Origin of the sequence: Dyella thailandensis (assembly GCF_050749815.1) — a bacterium.
Taxonomy (GTDB): Bacteria; Pseudomonadota; Gammaproteobacteria; order Xanthomonadales; family Rhodanobacteraceae; genus Dyella_A.
On record NZ_CP192735.1, the window covers coordinates 3,809,131 to 3,827,351 of the forward strand.

19 protein-coding genes are annotated in these 18,221 nt (G+C 67.9%); 10 read left to right on the top strand and 9 right to left on the bottom strand.

All coding sequences use genetic code 11. The features are described 5' to 3' along the window. Positions 1-5: 5 nt before the first annotated feature. Both ACQVBX_RS17260 and ACQVBX_RS17265 read right to left on the bottom strand, forming a co-directional pair. A complete protein-coding gene (locus ACQVBX_RS17260; protein WP_431635680.1) occupies positions 6-1,079 on the bottom strand; it encodes an alpha/beta hydrolase family protein in 1,074 nt (357 codons plus the stop codon). Positions 1,080-1,113: 34 nt separating this feature from the next. Beyond that, entirely contained in the window at positions 1,114-1,944 is an 831-nt protein-coding gene (locus ACQVBX_RS17265) for an AraC family transcriptional regulator (protein ID WP_431635682.1), read from the bottom strand. A 208-nt stretch (positions 1,945-2,152) separates the two neighbouring features. Here ACQVBX_RS17265 and ACQVBX_RS17270 point away from each other — a divergent pair, with 208 nt between their 5' ends. Beyond that, positions 2,153-2,968 (top strand): CPBP family intramembrane glutamic endopeptidase, encoded by an 816-nt coding sequence (locus tag ACQVBX_RS17270; protein WP_431635683.1) that lies wholly within the window; start codon positions 2,153-2,155, stop codon positions 2,966-2,968. 15 nt (positions 2,969-2,983) lie between these two features. Here the strand turns inward: ACQVBX_RS17270 and ACQVBX_RS17275 are convergent, their stop codons facing one another. The 3 genes from ACQVBX_RS17275 to ACQVBX_RS17285 all read right to left on the bottom strand — a co-directional run bounded on the left by ACQVBX_RS17275 (position 2,984) and on the right by ACQVBX_RS17285 (position 5,674). Continuing rightward, positions 2,984-4,240: a glycoside hydrolase family 2 gene (locus ACQVBX_RS17275; protein ID WP_431635685.1), complete on the bottom strand. Its 1,257-nt coding sequence runs from the start codon at positions 4,238-4,240 to the stop codon at positions 2,984-2,986. A 288-nt stretch (positions 4,241-4,528) separates the two neighbouring features. Continuing rightward, on the bottom strand, positions 4,529-4,963 hold the full coding sequence (locus ACQVBX_RS17280) for a nuclear transport factor 2 family protein (protein ID WP_431635686.1): 435 nt from the start codon (positions 4,961-4,963) through the stop codon (positions 4,529-4,531). 93 nt (positions 4,964-5,056) lie between these two features. Continuing rightward, positions 5,057-5,674 (bottom strand): flavodoxin family protein, encoded by a 618-nt coding sequence (locus ACQVBX_RS17285; RefSeq protein WP_431635688.1) that lies wholly within the window; start codon positions 5,672-5,674, stop codon positions 5,057-5,059. Between the two features lie 197 nt (positions 5,675-5,871). On the opposite strand from ACQVBX_RS17285, the gene ACQVBX_RS17290 reads away from it, so the two are divergent. After that, entirely contained in the window at positions 5,872-6,390 is a 519-nt protein-coding gene (locus tag ACQVBX_RS17290; RefSeq protein ID WP_431635689.1) for a PH domain-containing protein, read from the top strand. A 210-nt stretch (positions 6,391-6,600) separates the two neighbouring features. Here ACQVBX_RS17290 and ACQVBX_RS17295 read toward each other — a convergent pair whose 3' ends face one another. After that, on the bottom strand, positions 6,601-7,458 hold the full coding sequence (locus ACQVBX_RS17295) for a hypothetical protein (RefSeq protein ID WP_431635691.1): 858 nt from the start codon (positions 7,456-7,458) through the stop codon (positions 6,601-6,603). A 738-nt stretch (positions 7,459-8,196) separates the two neighbouring features. Between ACQVBX_RS17295 and ACQVBX_RS17300 the strand changes: the two genes are divergently transcribed. The 4 genes from ACQVBX_RS17300 to ACQVBX_RS17315 all read left to right on the top strand — a co-directional run bounded on the left by ACQVBX_RS17300 (position 8,197) and on the right by ACQVBX_RS17315 (position 12,039). After that, a complete protein-coding gene (locus ACQVBX_RS17300) occupies positions 8,197-8,862 on the top strand; it encodes a hypothetical protein (protein ID WP_431635693.1) in 666 nt (221 codons plus the stop codon). Between the two features lie 20 nt (positions 8,863-8,882). After that, positions 8,883-9,581 carry a zinc ribbon domain-containing protein gene (locus ACQVBX_RS17305; protein WP_431635695.1) on the top strand — a complete coding sequence of 233 codons (699 nt, stop codon included), beginning with the start codon at positions 8,883-8,885 and terminating at the stop codon, positions 9,579-9,581. A 173-nt stretch (positions 9,582-9,754) separates the two neighbouring features. Then, on the top strand, positions 9,755-10,282 hold the full coding sequence (locus ACQVBX_RS17310; RefSeq protein WP_431635696.1) for a hypothetical protein: 528 nt from the start codon (positions 9,755-9,757) through the stop codon (positions 10,280-10,282). 188 nt (positions 10,283-10,470) lie between these two features. Continuing rightward, positions 10,471-12,039 carry a glycoside hydrolase family 30 protein gene (locus ACQVBX_RS17315; RefSeq protein WP_431635697.1) on the top strand — a complete coding sequence of 523 codons (1,569 nt, stop codon included), beginning with the start codon at positions 10,471-10,473 and terminating at the stop codon, positions 12,037-12,039. A 6-nt stretch (positions 12,040-12,045) separates the two neighbouring features. Here ACQVBX_RS17315 and ACQVBX_RS17320 read toward each other — a convergent pair whose 3' ends face one another. Beyond that, complete coding sequence (locus ACQVBX_RS17320; RefSeq protein ID WP_431635698.1) at positions 12,046-12,966, bottom strand: AraC family transcriptional regulator; 921 nt, start codon at positions 12,964-12,966, stop codon at positions 12,046-12,048. Between the two features lie 101 nt (positions 12,967-13,067). On the opposite strand from ACQVBX_RS17320, the gene ACQVBX_RS17325 reads away from it, so the two are divergent. From ACQVBX_RS17325 to ACQVBX_RS17335, 3 genes are all read left to right on the top strand, one after another. Then, entirely contained in the window at positions 13,068-13,808 is a 741-nt protein-coding gene (locus ACQVBX_RS17325; protein ID WP_431635699.1) for an SDR family oxidoreductase, read from the top strand. 112 nt (positions 13,809-13,920) lie between these two features. Then, the gene (locus tag ACQVBX_RS17330) at positions 13,921-14,325 is read left to right on the top strand and encodes a VOC family protein (protein ID WP_431635700.1); all 405 of its coding nucleotides are present in this window, start codon (positions 13,921-13,923) and stop codon (positions 14,323-14,325) included. Positions 14,326-14,520: 195 nt separating this feature from the next. After that, positions 14,521-15,123, top strand: coding sequence for an HD-GYP domain-containing protein (locus ACQVBX_RS17335; protein ID WP_431635701.1), 603 nt, complete (start codon positions 14,521-14,523; stop codon positions 15,121-15,123). A gap of 156 nt (positions 15,124-15,279) precedes the next feature. Here the strand turns inward: ACQVBX_RS17335 and ACQVBX_RS17340 are convergent, their stop codons facing one another. Together ACQVBX_RS17340 and ACQVBX_RS17345 are read right to left on the bottom strand one after the other, a co-directional pair. After that, positions 15,280-15,633 (bottom strand): ArsR/SmtB family transcription factor, encoded by a 354-nt coding sequence (locus tag ACQVBX_RS17340; RefSeq protein WP_431635702.1) that lies wholly within the window; start codon positions 15,631-15,633, stop codon positions 15,280-15,282. Further along, entirely contained in the window at positions 15,617-16,114 is a 498-nt protein-coding gene (locus tag ACQVBX_RS17345; RefSeq protein WP_431635703.1) for an SRPBCC family protein, read from the bottom strand. Before ACQVBX_RS17345 ends, ACQVBX_RS17340 begins: the two co-directional genes overlap by 17 nt. Before the next feature lie 340 nt (positions 16,115-16,454). On the opposite strand from ACQVBX_RS17345, the gene ACQVBX_RS17350 reads away from it, so the two are divergent. Then, entirely contained in the window at positions 16,455-18,191 is a 1,737-nt protein-coding gene (locus tag ACQVBX_RS17350) for a phospholipase C (RefSeq protein ID WP_431635704.1), read from the top strand. Positions 18,192-18,221 lie beyond the last annotated feature (30 nt).

The window sequence follows — 18,221 nt, forward strand, 5'->3', positions numbered from 1 at the left end:
CCGACTCACAGTTGTCGTGCGAAGAACGCCTCAGCGTCGGCGATGGCGCTGGCGTGCGTGCGCGACTGGGGCACCTCCATGTGCTGGCATAGCGGCTCGCGCTGGCGCCCCAGCGCGGTGCAGCGAGCGAGAAAATCGTAGTGGCCCACGCCATGCAGGATGCGCAACGCCGCAGGCGGCAGCGAGTCGGCGGCGAGCTGGCCGTTGCTGGCCGGTGGCGCCACGGTGTCGGCGTCGCCAAACAGGACGCGTACGGGCGTGGTAAGTGCGTGCAGGCTGGCCGGGGCCAGCGCCTCGATGCCGCCGGGCGCCATCAGGAACACCGCGCGCACGCCGGGGATCGCATAGTCGTCTCCCGCATGCTTGGCCAGTGCCGCCATCGCCGGCGTCTTCAGCGCCTGCTCGCGGGCAGCCATGGTCTGATCCGGCGCCTCGGCCTGCGCCGCACAGGTCGCGTCGGCCGCTGACGACTGGCAGAACGCGATGATGTGCTCGATATCCACGCGCGCCCCGGCGCTCAGTAGGGCGGCGAACCCGCCCATCGAGAAGCCCGCTACGCCCAGCCGCCGCGTGTCCAGATGCGGGCCGATGCGGGGATCGGCTTTCGCGGTATCGAGCGCCACGCGCAGGTCCACCGCACGGTCCCACACCAGCAGACTGCCGGCCATGGTGATCGGATCGCGGCCATTGGTGCCCGGATGATCGACCGCAACCACCACATTGCCTGCGCGTGCCAACGCGGTGCCGAACCACGCCATCATTCGCGCGCTGCCGCCGAAGCCATGCGAGAAGAGGATCACCGGGTGCCGCCCCGGCGCGAACGGCGCTTCCGCCGCGGCGCTGCCCGCATCGAACTGGGCCTTCCCTGGCGGGCCGATCTGCAGCGGCGTTTCGGCCGGGCCCGCGGCCGCGGGATACCACACGGTGACGCGCAATGTGTCGCTGTGCTGCGCATCGCGCAGAGCCGCGCTTGGGGTGTGTGCGGTGCGATGGGTCTCGCCCACGGTGCCGGCGCGGGCGCCAGCGCCGACGATCAGCGATGCGGCGGTCAGGGCGATCAGGAGGGAGCGGGGAATCATGTGAGTCTCGTCGATAAAGATGAAATGGGCTGAATCAGCGCTGCAGCGGCAGCCAGATCTCGACCTCGCCGGTGCCGGTGACGTCGTCGAAGTCGGCACCGTACTTCTCGAAATCCGGCGCGTCGGACACCGTCAGTCCCGAGCGCGGTAGCCACTCGCCGACGAAGGCCTGCCAGGTGCGGCGGATCGCCGAGATGTGGCCGCGGTGGGTGGCCACCACGTACTCGCGTGCCGGGAGTCGAAGCGTGCTGAGTGCGGGTTCGAGGCCGGCAAAGGCGGGCACCTCCACGCCGGCGATGTACTCGAAGCTGCCTTCATCGTCGCTGTTGCAGCACACGCCGAAGGCGGTGTTGTGCATCGGCAGCGCCGTCGAGTGGTTCGAGAACAGCCGCTGCCACTGCGCGGGAATGCCTTGCGTGGTATCCGGCGTGTAGCGGCAACCGAGTCCGGCAATCAGGCGCGCGCCGTCATGCACCAGGCGCGGCTCCTCCAGCGCCACCGCAACGCCGTCGGCTGTGCGCCATGGCTCGACCAACGCCAGGCCGTCGACGGAACCACGCTCACGCACGCTCGTCGGACTCACGCCGAACTGTTCGCCGAACGCCCGCGTGAACGCCTCGTGCGAGCCGTAACCGCTGCTCAGCGCGACCTCCAGGATGTCGCGCGCGCCACCCGCCAGTCGCCGTGCAGCCTCGGTCATCCGTCGCGCGCGCATATAGCGAACCACCGAGTAGCCCGTCATCGCCTGGAATAGCCGCGCGAGGTGGAACGGCGACACGCCGGCCACCTCGGCGATGCGCGGCAGCGACAGCTCCTCGTTGTAGTGGCTCTCGATGAACCAGAGCGCTTTTTCGGCAGCGGCCATCGCGACGATCCGGCGAAGGGTGTGATCGGCGCAGGGTAACCGCAGCCTCGCTGGCGCGTTTGATCGTTCTTGCGGCAGCTCACTCTATCGATGCCGGCGGGCGGCCGCGGCGTGCGTCTCTGTGTAGGCCAGGGGCGCGTGACCTGCGGCACTCGTTCCGCCAGCTTCGGACGCGCAAAGTCGAAAAGGGTTCATCCGGACGTCGCCCATGACCGATTCACTTCACCGCCGTCCGCTCAGCCTCACCGGTGCGCTGGTGCGGGTGGGGCTGTTCTGGGCTCTGTCGGTCGCGGTTCTGATCGCTGCTGGCGCGGCCGCGCATGGGCTGGGTGCCGTTCCTGCCGGGCTGTTCACTGGTGCGATGGCGAGCCTGGGCACGCTTCTATTGAGCCTGGCCTTTTTGCGCCAGGAGGCCCGGCCGCCCGGGGCTGCTGGACTGGCGCCAGATCGTTTCACGCCCTTGCGGTTCTTGCTGGGGTTGGCCGCGGGACTGGTTCTGCTCGCAGTGCACATGGCGCTGGTGGCCGCTTATGGGCACGTGCATTGGATGAGGGCTCCGACGCCGCCGTCGCCGTGGCAGGCACTTCTCACGATGGTTGGGTACGTGGCGCTGGCCTGGCGTGAAGAGCTCGCGTTTCGCGGCTACCCACTGCGCGCGCTCGCCGTGGCAGGCGGGCCGTGGATGGCGCAGATCATCATGGCGGGTCTTTTCGTGGTGGAGCATTGGCTCGCAGGCAACAACTGGAGCAACGCCATCGTGGGTGCGGGGTTGGGAGCCTTGGTGTTTGGTGCTGCTGCGCTGAGCAGTCGCGGGTTGGCCCTGCCGTTGGGACTGCACGCGGCATGGAACATCGGCGATTGGATGCGTGGCAACAAGGGCGGCGGCTATTGGGTGGCGTCGGTTGATCCGGGGTACACCGCAGCAGTGGAACGCTTCGGCCTGATGGCCTATGCCCTGGTCATGGTGATGGCGCTGTCTCTGTTCGAATGGTGGCGTCGTGCGAAGGCGATTGCCGAGCGCTGACCACCATCGTCCGCACTATTCGCGTTCGAGCTCGGGCAGGCGCGTGGAGGCCTGTGGCGCCATCGTGCGCACGATCAGCACCGCCAGCAGCGGAATCGCGATGGCGTAGGCGTACTGGGTGCGCGATACGCCGATGCCGAGCGGAAACCAGATGCCGGTGATGCCCAGTTCGCTCAGCTCGTCAGGGAATTGCGCCACGACGACCCAGGCGAGCGTGGCGAGCGCGAGAACGCGCATCGTCGCCTCGCGCGCGATGCGCACGGCGATCACGGCGAGCAGGGCCAGTACGCCCAGTCGATCGATGCGGGTGAGCACGGCTACCTGCATTGCGCCCCCGGCGATACCGGCTGCCGCCAGGGCCGCAGCCGTGGCGTCGAGCCAGCGCCGGGGACGCGGGCACCAGCGATTCCACGCGATGGCCCACGCGCTGAAGCCCAGCGGCGCCAGCACGATGTTCATCCACCCCACGTAGGCGGGCAGGCTGAGCAGATCGGTCCAGGCGTAGGTGGCGTTCTCCAGACGCTTCAGCGCCGAGAGCACCAGCGCGACGGCGACCATGCCGAGGAAGCCCGGATGGCCGCTGCGCCGACGCCAGGCGAGCGCCAGGCCGGCAAGCGCGAACATGGCCAGCGGCTCGACCAGATCCACGATGTAGCCGGCGACGGTGCGCCACCATTGCACGCGATACAGCGCGTCTGCCACCGGGCGCGGCGCGAGGATCGGCGCAATGTGCATGCCGCCGCCGTCGGCGCTGGCCGGGATGCCCGGTTGCATGTACGCGCGGATGGCGAGCACGCCGCGGTGGCCGGCTGCGTCGGCGGGCAACGCGTAGCGCAACGGGCGGACGCCGACGACACGCGGCGCCGTGCCGAGGCGACCCGAACCGCCCAGCCGAACGCCGTTCCAGTAGAGCTCGTAGCCATCATCCAAAGCGGTAGGGCCAAGCACCTCCCATGCGCGATCGCCGGCGGGCACGTCCACGGTGCGCCGATACCACGCATAGCCCTGGTAACCGGGATGGCCGTGTGCCATCCATCCACCGACATAGCCGGGCAGCCCCACATCGCCATCGTGGCTGCCGGGCGGGGCGGTGAGGTCGAGCGTCTCCCAACCGCGCTCGTCGATGCCAGGCACTTCCCAGCCCGGGTCGTCGCCGATGTGGAACTTCCACGGGCCATCGAGCGTGATGGCCGCCGCGCGCAGCGCGGCCGGGTCGGGGCGACCGCCCACCGCCAGGGCGGCGATCACGATGGCCAACAGCAGGGCGGTCACGATGACGACGCCGACGAGCAGCGCGCGCTGCCTCGTGCGCGAGCTTACTGGTGCCGACGGAGATGCTGTTGCCGCGTTCGTCATGATCGGTGCTCCGGGTCACGCGTCGAAGAAACCATGGGCGGGGGCAGGATAGACATGCGGCAGCCGGCGGACGAAAGCGTGGCGTTCGGAAGACCGACCCGCCGGAGTCAGTGCCGTGGGTTCAAGCGGCCGCTGCCGCGCTTCGCGCCGCCGGCGTCGATCGAAGCCGCTGCCGGTGCGCCACGAGCGATCGAGTGATGGCGCTCAGGTCGGCGGCGGGAACCACAGCGTGGCGATCTTGCCGTCGCGCACTTCGTACACGGCGAGCGAGTCGGGCGCGTGTTTGCCGGGCGGCAGTCCGCGCACGTGTTCGAGGTCGATGACCACCGGGCCGTTGACCACGCGCTTGAGGATGTCGACGCCGAAACCCTTGGGCACCTGGCCGAGAAACGCGAACGCCTGCTTGAGTGCGGCCTGGCCCTTGCGCTCGGGGCGCTTGCCGCTGAGGTCGATGACGCGGGCATCGTCGGCGTAGCAGGCGGTGAACGCCGCCAGGTCGTGCGCGTTGTAGGCATCCACCTGGGCCTGCACCACCTCGGCCGGGCTGGATGTCGCGCTGGTGTTTCCGCAGGCGGCCGCAGCCGGGAGCGAAGCGCTCGCCAGCAACGCGGCCAGAAGGACGGTTCGTGGGGAGGTCATGCCGGCTCCAGGAGCGTCGCGCACGGGCGCATGAGCACCCGATGCTAGGCCGCAGCACGCGCCCACGCATCCCCCAGAAGCCATGCGGCGGGGCTATTCCCGCGCCGGCCCGGGAGCGGGGTACGGGCGCTCGTGCAGCAGTCCGGCCAAGTGGGCGGCGTTGCAGGTCAGGGTCTGGATGGCGCTGGCCACGGCCTTGGGCGTCCGCTTAAGGTCGACGTAGTTCTTGCTGCTCATCGCCTCGCCCACCCAGTAGGCGGAGCTACCGGCGGGAATGGTGAAGCCGACATCCGCGAGTGCCTGATACAGCTCGGCGGTGACGTGGTGCGCGCCGTCCTCGTTGCCCACCACGCCGACCACCGCCACCTTGCCGAAGGTGGGGTAGCGGCCGTCGTCGTCGATCTCCCCGAGTACCGCGTCGAGACGCTCGAGTACGCGCTTGACCACCGAGCTGGGCTGGCCCATCCAGATCGGGGTGGCCAGCACCAGGATCTGCGCCTGGTCGATGCGCTTGCGCAGCGCGGGCCAGGCGTCGCCCAGGCCCTCGTCGGTCTTCACGCCGGGCAGGATGTCGTGATTGACCGCGCGCTCGCTGGACGTCTGCACGCCGTAGCCTTCGAGCGCGTGCAGCAGCTGGTCGAGCAGCTTCTGGGTGGATGAGGGCTCATCGCCGCGCTTGAGCGTGCAGTTGAGACCGAAGGCACTAAGCATGGGAGCTCCTGAAGGCAGACCGGATCGCGAGTGTGTCGGGCGCGGTGTCGAGCCAGGGTCCATGGCGCGGGCATGCCGCGTTCACAGGCAGGGCACGCCGTGCCGCGCCGGCGCATGCTTGCGGCGCCACTGACTCGCACTGACCGCCGTCGGCGCTACCATCGCCGCACCCGATGACTGGCCGATGGAGCCGACCTATGACCGACGAGATGAAGCGCTGCCCGGCCTGCGCCGAGTTGATCCAGGCGGCAGCACGCAAATGCCGCTACTGCGGCACGGACATCGAGGCCTACGAAAGCGCGCATGAGGCAAGCGTGGAACAGACGCTGTTCGCCGGCCATCCAAAGGTGATCTATACCTTCAGTCAATACGTGCTGGTGGTATGCACGCTCGGCTTGGCGCTGCTGGTGTACTGGCTGCGCAGCCTGAGCCTCACCTTCACCATCACCACCCAGCGCGTGCGCGTGGAGCGCGGCCTGTTCTCCAAGGCGCAGGACAACGTGGAGCTGTTCCGCATCGACCACTTCGACATTCTCAAGCCGCTGGGCATGCGCCTGCTCGGCTTGTGCCGCGTCACGCTGCATTCCTCCGACGAGGAAATGCCGGTAGTGAACCTCTACGGCATTCCCGGCCTGGAAGCGATGGCCGACACCCTGCGCGAATGCTCGCTGCGCGAGCGCACCCGCCGCCGCGTGTTGCCGATGGAGCATATGTAGGTTGGAGGGGCGGAAGGCTTCGGCGAACACTTTCTACTCCGTCATTCGGCACTCATCATGGTGCGCGGCGGCCCGGGTTCGTTGTTGATGTGGGTGAAGTGGCCAAGCAAGGGTGCACCGACCGCCAGCGGCACCAGCACGATCAACGCGACGCTGTCCCGATCAGGTTCTGTACGCGCTCGTGGGGTACGAACTGGCGTAGCCGCGGCTTCATGGCATCTTGTCCATGGCAATGCCGGAGGGGCGGTTGAAGACGCCGTTGTCGAAGCGCGTACCGACAGTCATCTTCTGCGTCGACAGGTACCGGCCGTCGCCGCCGTCGGCGGGCTGGGCCGACAGCACGATGCCTTGGAGACGCGAGAGCACGAGGCTGTACGGTCCATTGCTGACGGTGGTGTCGAGTCCCCACTTCGTGCCGCCGGTCCACACGCACATATCGATCAACGCGTCGCGCATCTGTCGGCACGGTTGTCCGGCTTCTCGGCGCTGTCCCGCGTCCTGGGCCATGAGATCGCTCTGGCCCCGCTGCTTCAGCTGGGCTGCCACGGCTGCCTTGAGGTCGTCGTCGGGTGGTGCCTCGGTCTGCTCCGCTTCGCTGCGTTCGAGGCGAATGTTGCTGTCGACACTGCCGGTGTGTCGGTCCAGGTCGATCGCCTGCGCGCCGTCGGGGCCGACAATCCACAGTTTGGTGTGGTGCACGGGCGAGAACAGGCACAGCTGCCGGGTGTCATAGCTCCAGTCGTCCTGGCGCACGGCCATCCGGTCGCCTTCGTACCAGGTCTCTACATAGGTTCGGCCGAGTTTGCCGACCGTATCGCCATCCAACGGCTTGAGCGGCACGCTGAGCTTGCTGCAGGCGGTTAGCGCCTTGCGGTAGAGCTGTTCGAGCACCGGCTTGCCATCTTTCAGGTCGAACAAGGTCTGCTGGATGTGGATCGGCGGCGTATCGCTTGCGGAGCTGGTCTGCGCGTCGTCGGCTTGGCCATTGCTTCCGCCGTGTGCCTCCCCGGAACAGGCAGTCAGCACGAATGGCAGGAGCAGCAGGGGAAACAGGTTCTGTCGGGTCATGGAGCCTTCGTTCTTCGGTGAATGTTCGCCTTGGACACAGGAGTGACGGCGCCGGGCGAAGCCGCGACCTTCTGGCGTACTAGGTGCCCCGTGTCGACCAGGCGCGCCTGGTCGTCTGGGCTGATCAGTTTGCTGTGCTCGCGCCGTGATTCGGCCAGGTTGGGGAACAGGCTGCGCCGAAAGCCCTTTCATCGTCGAGATCTTCTCAGAGGCGCAGGGCGGGAGATCGCAGGCGAGCGTCCGGTCGCAGTGGGCCCTTTTCCTGGGGCGGACGTTCGACTATCGAGACATCGGTCCCATGTCCTCCATGCCTCTTGCTGCGCCCACACGACGGAGATCAAGCTCCTCCTCAGTCCATTCGGTACTGACGGAATCTAGGGGGCATGGGCGCCAAGTTGGTGAAGGTCGGCGCGATTGAATGCGAAACCTTGGCCGGCTTCACAGTACGGACGTTTTTGCGTAAGAAGTTTTCTTAGTGCCGTGCATCGTTGACCACGCGCAGCGTGTATCAGACGGCCCAACCGCGTTGAACGAGTGAACTGATCATTCCTCTTTCCGAGCCCCAGCCGCAGCGCCGTCCCGGTAAGGTGTGCGCTCCGCTGCCAAAGGGAGAGGCATGGGTCGCATCTGATCGCTCGTCCTGACGCTTCCTGCTCGCAGCGCCGCCGGTGCGCAAGCGGACGACATTCCTTGTAGTCACGCTCATCCTATTATTTCGCTTCGCCGGCTCGACGATCCGTGGCCATCAGCAGCAGGGTGACGGTACCGCCGCATTGCCGTTCGATCGCGCGGCCGCCGGCAAGGCCAGGAACCGTCGCGTCGAACTGGTCGAACAGTAAGCTCCCTTTTCCATCCGCACGAGGAATCACGATGCGACAAACCCGCATGCTCCTGCTCCCCACGCTCCTGGCCGTGCTGTTGTCTGCTACCTCGGGCGCGGCGTTCGCCGCTGATGCGCCGTCGGCGGCGGACATCGCGGCGATGCGCAGCTTCACGCTGGATGAGACGTTTCTTCAGCACTACATGGACGCCAGCGACGACATCGCTCGCGATCCCTGCCGGCTTGGCATGATCGATCTGTTGAAGGGCGGTGACTCGTTCACCTCGATCGACCAGGCGGCCGCGCATTACGACGCGCAGCCGGGCGTGCACGCGATGCTGGCAAGCCACGACCTGACGGCGCGCGAGATGGTGTTGGGCATGATGACCCTCACCAGTGCCGCTGTGCAGGACATGCGCAAGCAGCATCCGCAGGCGATGGCCGAGGGCGGCCTGCCGGTGAGTTCGGCCAACATGGCGTTCTACGAGGCGCACAAGGCCCAGATCCATCAGCACATGCAGTCGGTCGCACGCGAGCAGTTGAAAGCCAACGGCGGCAAGCTTCCCGCCTGCCTGGCCGAATGACCCGGGCGACGGAGACAGTCATGAGCGACGACCTGCAATTCGCGGACAACTTCCGCGACCTCAGCATCCAGTCCGGCACCGGCGCCGGCTTCCAGTTCGAGTTCTACTGCGAATGCTGCAACGACACCTGGCGCTCGCCGTTCGAGCCGTACAAGAGCGGCCGCGCCTCTGGCTGGATGCAGGAAGCCAGCGGCCTGCTCGGCAATCTGCTCGGCGGTGTCGGTTACAGCGTCGACAACGCCGTGGACGGGCTGGCGCGGGCCGGTTGGGGTACGGCGCGCGACGACGCGTTCCGGCACGCGATCGACGCGGCCAAGCGGCATTTCCACCGCTGTGCGCAATGCCACAACTATGCCTGCGATCGCTGCTGGAGCGACGACGCCGGACTGTGCCAGCGCTGTGCTCCGGATCTGGCCGCGAGCGTCCAGGTCGCGAGGCAGGAAGGCCGCCGCGAGACGGCGATGGAGCGGGCCCGTGAGGTCGGCGCGGGCCTCGGCGCCGGCGTCGATGTCACCACCTCGCACCAGCTGGTCTGTCCGGCGTGCCACGCGGAGACACGCGGGGCCAAGTTCTGTCCGCAGTGCGGCCATCGCCTCGCCGTGGCCGCCTCGTGCGGCGGCTGTCATGCCGAGTTGCCGGCCGGCAGCCGTTTCTGTCCGGAGTGCGGCAAGCCCACCGGGGCGATGGATCCACCCGGCATGCCGCCGCCGCCGCGCTGAAACGTTCCGCCGCCACCCTCGGCATCCTGCCCGGGCACCGCAGGCGCGACCAGATCGGCGGGGACTTTGCGCACTGCTCCTTGAGAACCATCCGGATCGGACCCGGCCCGCTGCAGCGTGTGCTGCCAGTGGCACCGGGCCGGTCCACCCATCCGGCGTCAAGGAGTGTCGAGGTGATTTATCTGTGCGAACGCGAGATCGGCTTCGATGCCGTCGAGATCGGCTTTCCTTCCGTGCTGGGCTGTCGGGCGATCGTGCTGGTGACGAACAACGGACTGTTCGGCTATCACCTCAACGGCAATCTGAGCCTGGCCAAGCGGACGGCGCTGGTCAATTTCATCACCACCCACTTGCACGGTAACGGCTTTCGTACCCTGTACGCGGCTTCGGCCGGGGCCGGGCTCGCCGCCGACCACAATGAGCTGCGCGACATTGCCGCGGCGTTGGGCTACACCGGATCGATCTACTGGGCCAGCCTGCCGCCGGGCGGTTCGGTCTACGTGCATTTCCAGGACATCGACCACAACACCTGTGCGATCACCTCGCGCGCCTGGAACGATGCGGTGGACAACGTGCCGGGCAACAAGGCGGCCTACGTCGCGGGCCCCGATCGCGCGGTGGCCAACGGCGGGGCGAACGCAAACATGTTCATCAACGCGAGCACCGCGGGCCTGAAGGCGGTCTACCCCACGAAGCTGTGATGCGAGGAGGTCGCCGCTGGCGGGCGCATCGCCCGCCAGCGCGGCTTGGGTGAGGCCGGTCGCGCTTTCGTGCGCGGGATGGTCGACGCGGCGGCGCTTTCACTGCACTCTTCTCCCGGCGCCATCCGGCGCGCAAAGGGGAGCTGCGTAAGTGAAGTGTGCCGTCTGTGATGGAGCGTGCGTCTTCCGTGGATGAGCACAAAGGCGTTCCTGGCTGGTTGGCCATCGTGCTGTTTGTGGTGATCACGGGGCTGGCGCTGGTCAGCATGCGTCGGCCGCAACTGGCGTTGCCGCGGGCGGCGCCGGCTCCCGCCGCGCGGCTCGCGCCCCGGCCGCCGCTGCGTGCAGTGCAGGTGTGGGTGAGCACCGCCGATCGCCGGCTGCAGCTGGCCCGCCAGGCCGATGTGGCGATGCAGCCACGCCAGGCGCAACCGTCGGATGTGGTGGTGGACACGCGGGCGACCTATCAATCGATCGTCGGCTTTGGCGCGGCGGTCACGGATGCCTCGGCGTGGCTGCTGCAGAACCGCATGAGCCCGGCCCAGCGCGACGCGCTGCTGAAGGAACTGTTCGGGCCGCCGCCCGGCCTGGCCATGAACATGACGCGGCTGACCATCGGCGCCTCGGATTTCTCGCCGCAGCCCTACACCCTGGACGACATGCCCGCGGGCGAGACCGATCCGACGCTGCAGCATTTCAACGTCACCGCCAACCTGCACGATGTGATTCCGACCGTGCGCGAGGCGCTGGCGATCAACCCCACGCTGCGGATCATCGGCTCGCCGTGGAGTGCGCCGGCGTGGATGAAGACCAGCGACAACCTGATCGGCGGCGAATTGCTCGAGTCGTTCGAGAGCGCCTACGCCGACTACCTGGTGAAGTACGTGGATGCCTATCGCAGCCTCGGCATCCCGATCTTCGCCCTGACCGTGCAGAACGAGCCGGGCTACTCGCCGGCAACCTATCCGGGCATGACCATGTCCGCCGCCACGCGGGCGCGGCTGATTGGCGACTATCTCGGCCCGGCGCTGGCCACCCGCCGGCGCCCCACGCGCATCCTGGCGTGGGACCACAACTGGGACGCGCCGGACCAGCCGCTGGACGTGCTGGCCGATCCGCAGGCCGAGCGCTACGTGGGCGGCGTGGCCTGGCATTGCTACGCAGGCACACCCTCGGCGCAAAGCCAGGTGCACCGCGCCTATCCGAGCAAGGATGTCTACATCACCGAATGCTCCGGCGGCGACTGGGAGTCGGCCAGGAAGGGCGAACTGATGTGGTTCGCGCGCGACCTGCTGCTGGCCGGCATCCGCCACTGGGCGCGCGGCGTCGTGTACTGGAATCTCGCGCTCGACGAACAGCACGGGCCGCATTTCGGTGGCTGCGACCTGTGCAAGGGCGTGGTCACCATCGACGCTCAGACCGGCGCCGTCACGCGCAACGACGAGTACTACGCGTTCGCCCATTTCAGCCGCTTCGTGCTGCCGGGGGCGATCCGCGTGGGCTCGAGCGAGACCGACAAGGACGTCAACAACGTGGCGTTCGTGAACCCTGGCGATGGCTCGGTGGTGCTGGTGGTGGTGAACAGTCGCGACCAGTCCAGCCCGGTGTCGGTGTGGCAGGGTCAGGCCGGATTTGCCTACACCATGCCGGCGCAGAGCGTGGCGACCTTCGTGTGGAATCCCGATCCGCTCGGGTCCTGGCTGCGGCGTGCGCTGCGCTGGCTGGACGAGCGTCGCGCAGCTTCACCGCACGGCTGAGTGCACTCAGGCGGATGCTGTCGATGGGGTCTCCGCCGCCGCGCGCGCATAACGCGAAGGTGTCATGCCGACGTGGCGGCTGAAGGCGATGCTGAACGTGCTGGCAGAGCTGTAGCCCACGCGCTCGGCGATGTCGGCCACGCGGCTTTGGCGCTGGCGCAGCAGGCGCTTGGCCAGCGCCATGCGCCAGGTCAGCAGGTAGCTCATCGGCGCCACACCCACGACGCGGTTGAAGCGCTCGAAGAATGCCGAGCGCGACAGCGCCGCTTCGCGCGCCAGTTCGGCCACGGTCCATGCGCGGGTCGGCTGGGCGTGCATCGCGCGGATCGCCATCGCCAGCCGCTCGTCGGCCAGCCCTCGCACCAGGCCGGACGAGGCGTTGGTGCCGCTGGTGAAGCGCAGCGCCTCGATCAGCAGCACCTCCAGCAGGCGTGCTAGCACCACCTCGCGCGCCGGCCGCTGCGCGCGCGACTCCTCGCCCACCAGCTTCACCAGCAGTGCCAGCCGGCGCTCACCGCGCACGTGCAGCAACCGTGGCAGCAACGACACCAGCAGGGCCGCATCGGGCGAATCGAAACCGCAGTGCCCCACCAGCATGCGCAGATCGGTGGGGCCGGTGGGCGTGCCCACCCGGTAGACGCCGTCGGCCTGCGCCACCGGTCGTGACGTGCGGCCCGCCGGTGGTGGCGTGAGGCTGCACATGGCCACGCCCCAGGCGGCCGGCACCAGCAGGAAGTCGCCGGGCTCCAGTGCGATCGGCGCGTGGCCGTCCACCGTCATCGTGCAGCTGCCTTCGAGCACCAGCGCGTAGAACGGTTGCCCGCTGTCCGCACGCTGCACGCGCCAGCGGCCGGCGCCGACCACGGTCTTGGCAAAGCCGGGGCTGGGCTGTAACAGGGCGACCACTTCGGCCAGCGGATCGATCAACTCCGGACTCCTGCCAAACAATCAAGGATTATCGATTGTAGTGAGTACGACGGTGGCGGCCTATCGTCTGGCCCCTCGTTCCCACCCGCCCAGGAGTTTCCATGCCAACCGTCTTGATCACCGGCTGCTCGTCCGGCTTCGGCCAGGCCATCGCGCGTACCTTCCTCGACCGCGGCTGGCAGGTGGTGGCCACCATGCGCACGCCCCGCGAAGACTTGCTGCCGCGCTCCGATCGCCTGCGCGTGCTGCCGCTGGACGTGACCGATACCGCCAGCATCGAACAGGCGTTGACCGCCGCCGGACCGATCGACGTGCTGGTCAACAACGCCGGTTTCGGCGCCGCCGCGCCGCTGGAGTTGACGCCGCCGGCGCTGGCGCGCGAACTGTTCGAGACCAACACGATCGGCACGATGACGATGAGCCAGGCCGTACTGCCGCAGTTCCGCGCGCGCCGCGCCGGCGTCATCGTCAACGTCACCTCCAGCGTCACGCTGAAGGCGCTGCCGCTGGTGTCCATGTACAGCGCGAGCAAGGCGGCGACGAACGCCTTCACCGAATCGATGGCGGTGGAGCTGGCGCCGCTGGGCATCCGCGTGCATCTGGTGCTGCCGGGGCGCTCGCCGGAGACCCGCTTCGCCGAGAACGCCCGCCGCGAGGGCCTGGATCACGAGGCCTACGCGCCGATGGTGCAGCAGGTGCTCGCCGGCATGCGCGATCCATCCCAGCCGGTGACCCATGCGGCGGACGTGGCCGAAGCGGTGTGGTGTGCCGCGACCGACCCGGATACGCCGATCCGCCTGCCCTCCGGCGAGGATGCGCTGGCCTGGGCGCGCGGCGGCTGAGCGGCCGCCGGGGGCATCGCGTCGCTCTGGCGGGTGACATGTCGATCTGGCATGGGCTGGTTCGTCGCAAGGGCGAGTGGCGCACTGTCGCGCCCAACCCAAGGAGCATCCGATGCAGCTGGTCGCCTATCTCAACTTCCCCGGTACCGCCCGCGCGGCGATGGACTTCTACGCCGCCGCGCTCGGCGGCAAGGTTACCCAGCGCTTCACCTACGGAGAATCGCCGATGGCCGCTGACATGCCGGAGGCGGCACGCGGCAACGTCATGCATTCGCAGGTGGAGGTCGGCAGCGCGCTGATCATGGGCGCCGATGGCCCGCCCCCGCACGAGGCCGGCAGCACCACCATCAACGTCATGCCCGACACCCCGGAAGAGGCCGAGCGGATCTTCCGGGCGCTGGCCGAAGGCGGCGAGGTGAACATGCCGCTGGAGGAGACGTTCTGGGCCTACCGCTTCGGCGCGCTGACCGACAAATTCGGCAAGCACTGGATGGTGAATTGCCTCAAGCCGATGTGATGGGGGCAGTGGCGGTGTCCGACGCGCCCGGTTCCGGCCAGCCCGGAAACCGGGCGCGTCGCCGCGATGTACGTGGGGTGCGGCCAGGCCTATAGTTGCGCCAGCGGCCAGCGGCCAGCGGCCAGCTGGCAGACGCCGGCAAGCGCCGCGGGGCGAGGTGCGACCCCGCACGAATGTCGGGCGACCTGGGGGAATATGGACACTCTTCTGGCGTATGAAGATCTGCATGCTTCGGTGGAAGTCATTACCGCGGCGCTGCATGAGCGCGATGCCTATACCCGCTTCCACTGCGACCGGGTGATGCGCCTGGCGCAGGCGCTGGGTGAGGCGTGCGGCTTGTCCCGCGCGGAGCTGAAGAAGCTACACCTGGGCGCCGTATTCCACGACATCGGCAAGATCGGCGTGCCCGACGCCGTTCTGCTCAAACCGGGGCGCCTGACTGCGCAGGAGTGGGAGCTGATGAAGGCCCACGCCGAGCAGGGCGAGCGCATCTTCCGCTCGGCCGCCCTGGAGTGTGCCGAGGAGGTGGCGCCGATCATTCGTCATCACCATGAATCCTTCGACGGCAGCGGTTACCCCGATGGCCTGAAGGGCGAAGGCATCCCGCTGCTGTGCCGGATCCTGCTGGTGGTCGACGGTTACGACGCCATGGCCACGGCGCGTTCCTACCATCGTGCCCGAAGCCACGAGGAGGTCATGCAGATCATGGAGTCCGAGCAGGGCACCAAGCTCGATCCGGCGGTGCTGGCCGAGTTCGCCCGCCTGGTGGGCCAGCGCGGGCAACAGGGCCTGCTCTAGTCGTCGCGTGCGCGCGCAACGCCGATCAACCTCGCCTTCAGCACTGCTGATCGCGCCGCTCGGCTTGGGCGCGGCGTAACGAACCTTGGAAACTTTTGTGCAGTGATACCTGCATCCACCGCGCTGCGCCGGATGGCCGATGGATCCGGCGCAACCTTACGATTCAACGAACCGCTTGAGACGTTGCAGGGCGCGATCCCAGTCTGCGCCGATCGCCTCCAGCGCCTGGCGCGCCTCGCCCAGTCGCGCCGGTTCGAATGCCCATAGACGCTCACGTCCGCGGCGCAGATCGCGCACCAGGCCGGCCGCGGCGAGCACGTGCAGATGCTTGGTGACGGCCTGGCGGGTGATCGCCGTCCCGGCGGTGAGCTGAGCGATCGACTGCGCACCGCCACTGCTGAGCGTGGCCACCATGCGCAGACGCGTGGCGTCGCCCAGTGCGGCGAAGATCGGCGCGCTGCGATCGAGCGCGCGCCGGCGCGATACCGGGCGGTCAGTGCGTGGCGACATATTTCTCGATATTGCTCATCTGCATGGCCCAGCCACCGTCGTTGGCGCGCAAGGCATCGGCGCGGCGTGCGGGCGGTAGCCCGTCGAAGCCCGATTCGGTGAGCCGCAGCAGGGTGTCGTCGCCGACTGCCTCGAGCTCGAAGCTCACCAGCGTGGTCGGCTCCTGCCGGACATCGGCATCGGCATCGGTATCGACAGGATAGGGATGCCAGCGGTAGGCGAATACGCGCATCGGCTCGATCCGCTCGATGTAGATCTCGAACGGCGTGCCCGCGTGCGGCTCCTGCAACTTGGCGACCTCGAGGTCCACTTGGGTCGGCACGATGCGCCCGGTAACGGGCTGGCCGACCACGAAGTGGCCGTCGAAGGCCATGCCGAACCAGGCGCCGAATGCCGCCGGATCGGTCAGCGCATGCCAGACCCGCTCGAGCGGTGCGTGGAGCAGGATCCGGCGTTCAATGCGATCGGTCGATGCGTTCATGAGAGCTCCGTGCCTGGCAACTGGATGGTTGCATGTTATGCGCGGTGATCGGCAAGGGCAACTATCTGGTTGCCTGTCAGTTTTGCCAGCCATACGGACTTTGCAGGTCAGATGGCACGAATGAGGGAGGCGACGCGGCATCGCGCGCATGCCGCTGTGATCGCATTTTCATGCGGTTTGCGTGTCCCGGAACCTTCATATGCCGGTGGTTCAATCGCGGCTGTCGTTGCCGGCCAGCGGCTCGCTTGCCCTTGCAGCCGTCGGCACGACTGGGGGAATCCGCATCCACCCGTCCGACCACCGGACTCGCGCCTCTTGCACTCACTCCAGGAGTCTTCCCGTGCCCAGTCTCCGCTTTCTCCGTCACGCCTTGCTGCCGGCGTCGATCGTCGCCCTCGGCCTGGCGTCCGCCGCTTCAGCCCAGGTCGGCGCCACGCCCGACCACCGCGGCTTTCCTCCGCCGCATCACTTCCCCTGGCCCTCGGGTTCGCCGCAGGATCGCCTGCCCACCGCTACGCCGATCAAGCACCTGGTGGTGATCTTCGGTGAGAACCGCTCTTTCGATCACTACTTCGGCACCTACCCGGTGGCGGCCAATCCGGCCGGCGAGCCGGCGTTCCACGCCCGCCCGTGGACGCCGCCGGTGGATGGTCTGGACCGCCAGCTGCTGACACGCAATCCGAACAAACTCAATCCGCTCAATGGCGAGAACGCGGTCAACCCGTTCCGCCTCGATCGCACCCAGGCCAACACCGAGGGCCAGAACCACAACTACACGCCCGAGCAGCTGGCCTACGACAACGGCAAGGCCGACCTCTTCCCGCACTACACCGGCAACAACACCGTCTCGAGCACCGGCACCTTCGGCACTCATGGCCTGGTGATGGGCTACTACGACGGCAACACCGTCACCGCGCTGTGGAACTACGCCCAGCACTTCGCGATGGACGACAACGCCTACACCGACACCTACGGGCCGTCGACGCCGGGCGCGATCGCGGTGGTTTCGGGCACCAACAACGGCGCGCAGATCGTGCTGGGCAAGGGCGCCACCATCGCCGACGGCATCGGCGGGCTCAGCCTGGTCGGGGACACCGATCCGGCTTACGACGTGTGCTCGTCGACCGTCAACACACTGATGATGAGCTCGAAGAACATCGGCGATCTGCTCAACGCCCGCCACGTCACCTGGGGTGGCTTCATGGGCGGCTTCGACCTCACCGCGACGAACGACAACGGCAGCACCGGTTGCAAGCGCAGCACCTATTCCAGCGTGCTGGCCGGCAGCAAGACCGACTACATCCCGCATCACAACTGGTTCCAGTACTACGCCTCCACGGCCAACCCGACCCACGATCGGCCGACCTCGCTGACGCAGATCGGTTACACCGACGACAAGGACGCCACCGACACACCGGTGCACCACGAGTACGACCTCAACGACTTCTTCGCGGCAGTGTCGGCGGGCAACTACCCGTCGGTGAGCTACCTGAAGATGCCGGCGATCGGCGACGCGCATCCGGGCAACTCCGATCCGCTGGACGAGCAGGCGTACGTCGTGAAGGTGGTGAACTTCCTGATGCAGCAGCCGGATTGGAAGAGCACGGCGATCGTCATCACCTACGACGACTCCGACGGCTGGTACGACCACCGCTACGCCGCGCCGACCACCGCCTCGTTCGACGGTGTCACGCCGGAGGGCGCGGTCACCGGCGCCGATCAGGTCAACGGCCCGGGCGTGTGCAACGCGCCGGGGGCCAAGCCGGGGATCGGCGTGAACGGCGGGCGGGTCAACGGCCGCTGCGGCCCGGGCACGCGCATTCCGTTCCTGGTGATCTCGCCGTACGCGCGCGAGAACTACGTCAGCAATGTGCGCCTCACGCAGTCTTCGGTGGTGCGCTTCATCGAGGACAACTGGCTGCACGGCGAGCGCATCGGCCAGGGTTCGAACGACGCCAGCGCGGGCAGCATGATGAGCCTGTTCGATTTCGGCCGGCGCTTCGATCCGGCCCCGCGCCTGTTCCTCGATCCGGACCAGGGCACGCCGATGGGGCATCCGCACCCCTGGCATTCCTGAGGGATCGGCCAGCCGCGTGAAAGCGGTCGG

What these genes read in the sequence shown, in the direction of transcription:
- ACQVBX_RS17260 (WP_431635680.1), bottom strand. Translation starts at nt 1,079, where the DNA reads ATGATTCCCCGCTCCCTCCTGATCGCCCTGACCGCCGCATCGCTGATC.
- ACQVBX_RS17265 (WP_431635682.1), bottom strand. Translation starts at nt 1,944, where the DNA reads ATGGCCGCTGCCGAAAAAGCGCTCTGGTTCATCGAGAGCCACTACAAC.
- ACQVBX_RS17270 (WP_431635683.1), top strand. Translation starts at nt 2,153, where the DNA reads ATGACCGATTCACTTCACCGCCGTCCGCTCAGCCTCACCGGTGCGCTG.
- ACQVBX_RS17280 (WP_431635686.1), bottom strand. Translation starts at nt 4,963, where the DNA reads ATGACCTCCCCACGAACCGTCCTTCTGGCCGCGTTGCTGGCGAGCGCT.
- ACQVBX_RS17285 (WP_431635688.1), bottom strand. Translation starts at nt 5,674, where the DNA reads ATGCTTAGTGCCTTCGGTCTCAACTGCACGCTCAAGCGCGGCGATGAG.
- ACQVBX_RS17290 (WP_431635689.1), top strand. Translation starts at nt 5,872, where the DNA reads ATGACCGACGAGATGAAGCGCTGCCCGGCCTGCGCCGAGTTGATCCAG.
- ACQVBX_RS17295 (WP_431635691.1), bottom strand. Translation starts at nt 7,458, where the DNA reads ATGACCCGACAGAACCTGTTTCCCCTGCTGCTCCTGCCATTCGTGCTG.
- ACQVBX_RS17305 (WP_431635695.1), top strand. Translation starts at nt 8,883, where the DNA reads ATGAGCGACGACCTGCAATTCGCGGACAACTTCCGCGACCTCAGCATC.
- ACQVBX_RS17325 (WP_431635699.1), top strand. Translation starts at nt 13,068, where the DNA reads ATGCCAACCGTCTTGATCACCGGCTGCTCGTCCGGCTTCGGCCAGGCC.
- ACQVBX_RS17330 (WP_431635700.1), top strand. Translation starts at nt 13,921, where the DNA reads ATGCAGCTGGTCGCCTATCTCAACTTCCCCGGTACCGCCCGCGCGGCG.
- ACQVBX_RS17335 (WP_431635701.1), top strand. Translation starts at nt 14,521, where the DNA reads ATGGACACTCTTCTGGCGTATGAAGATCTGCATGCTTCGGTGGAAGTC.
- ACQVBX_RS17340 (WP_431635702.1), bottom strand. Translation starts at nt 15,633, where the DNA reads ATGTCGCCACGCACTGACCGCCCGGTATCGCGCCGGCGCGCGCTCGAT.
- ACQVBX_RS17345 (WP_431635703.1), bottom strand. Translation starts at nt 16,114, where the DNA reads ATGAACGCATCGACCGATCGCATTGAACGCCGGATCCTGCTCCACGCA.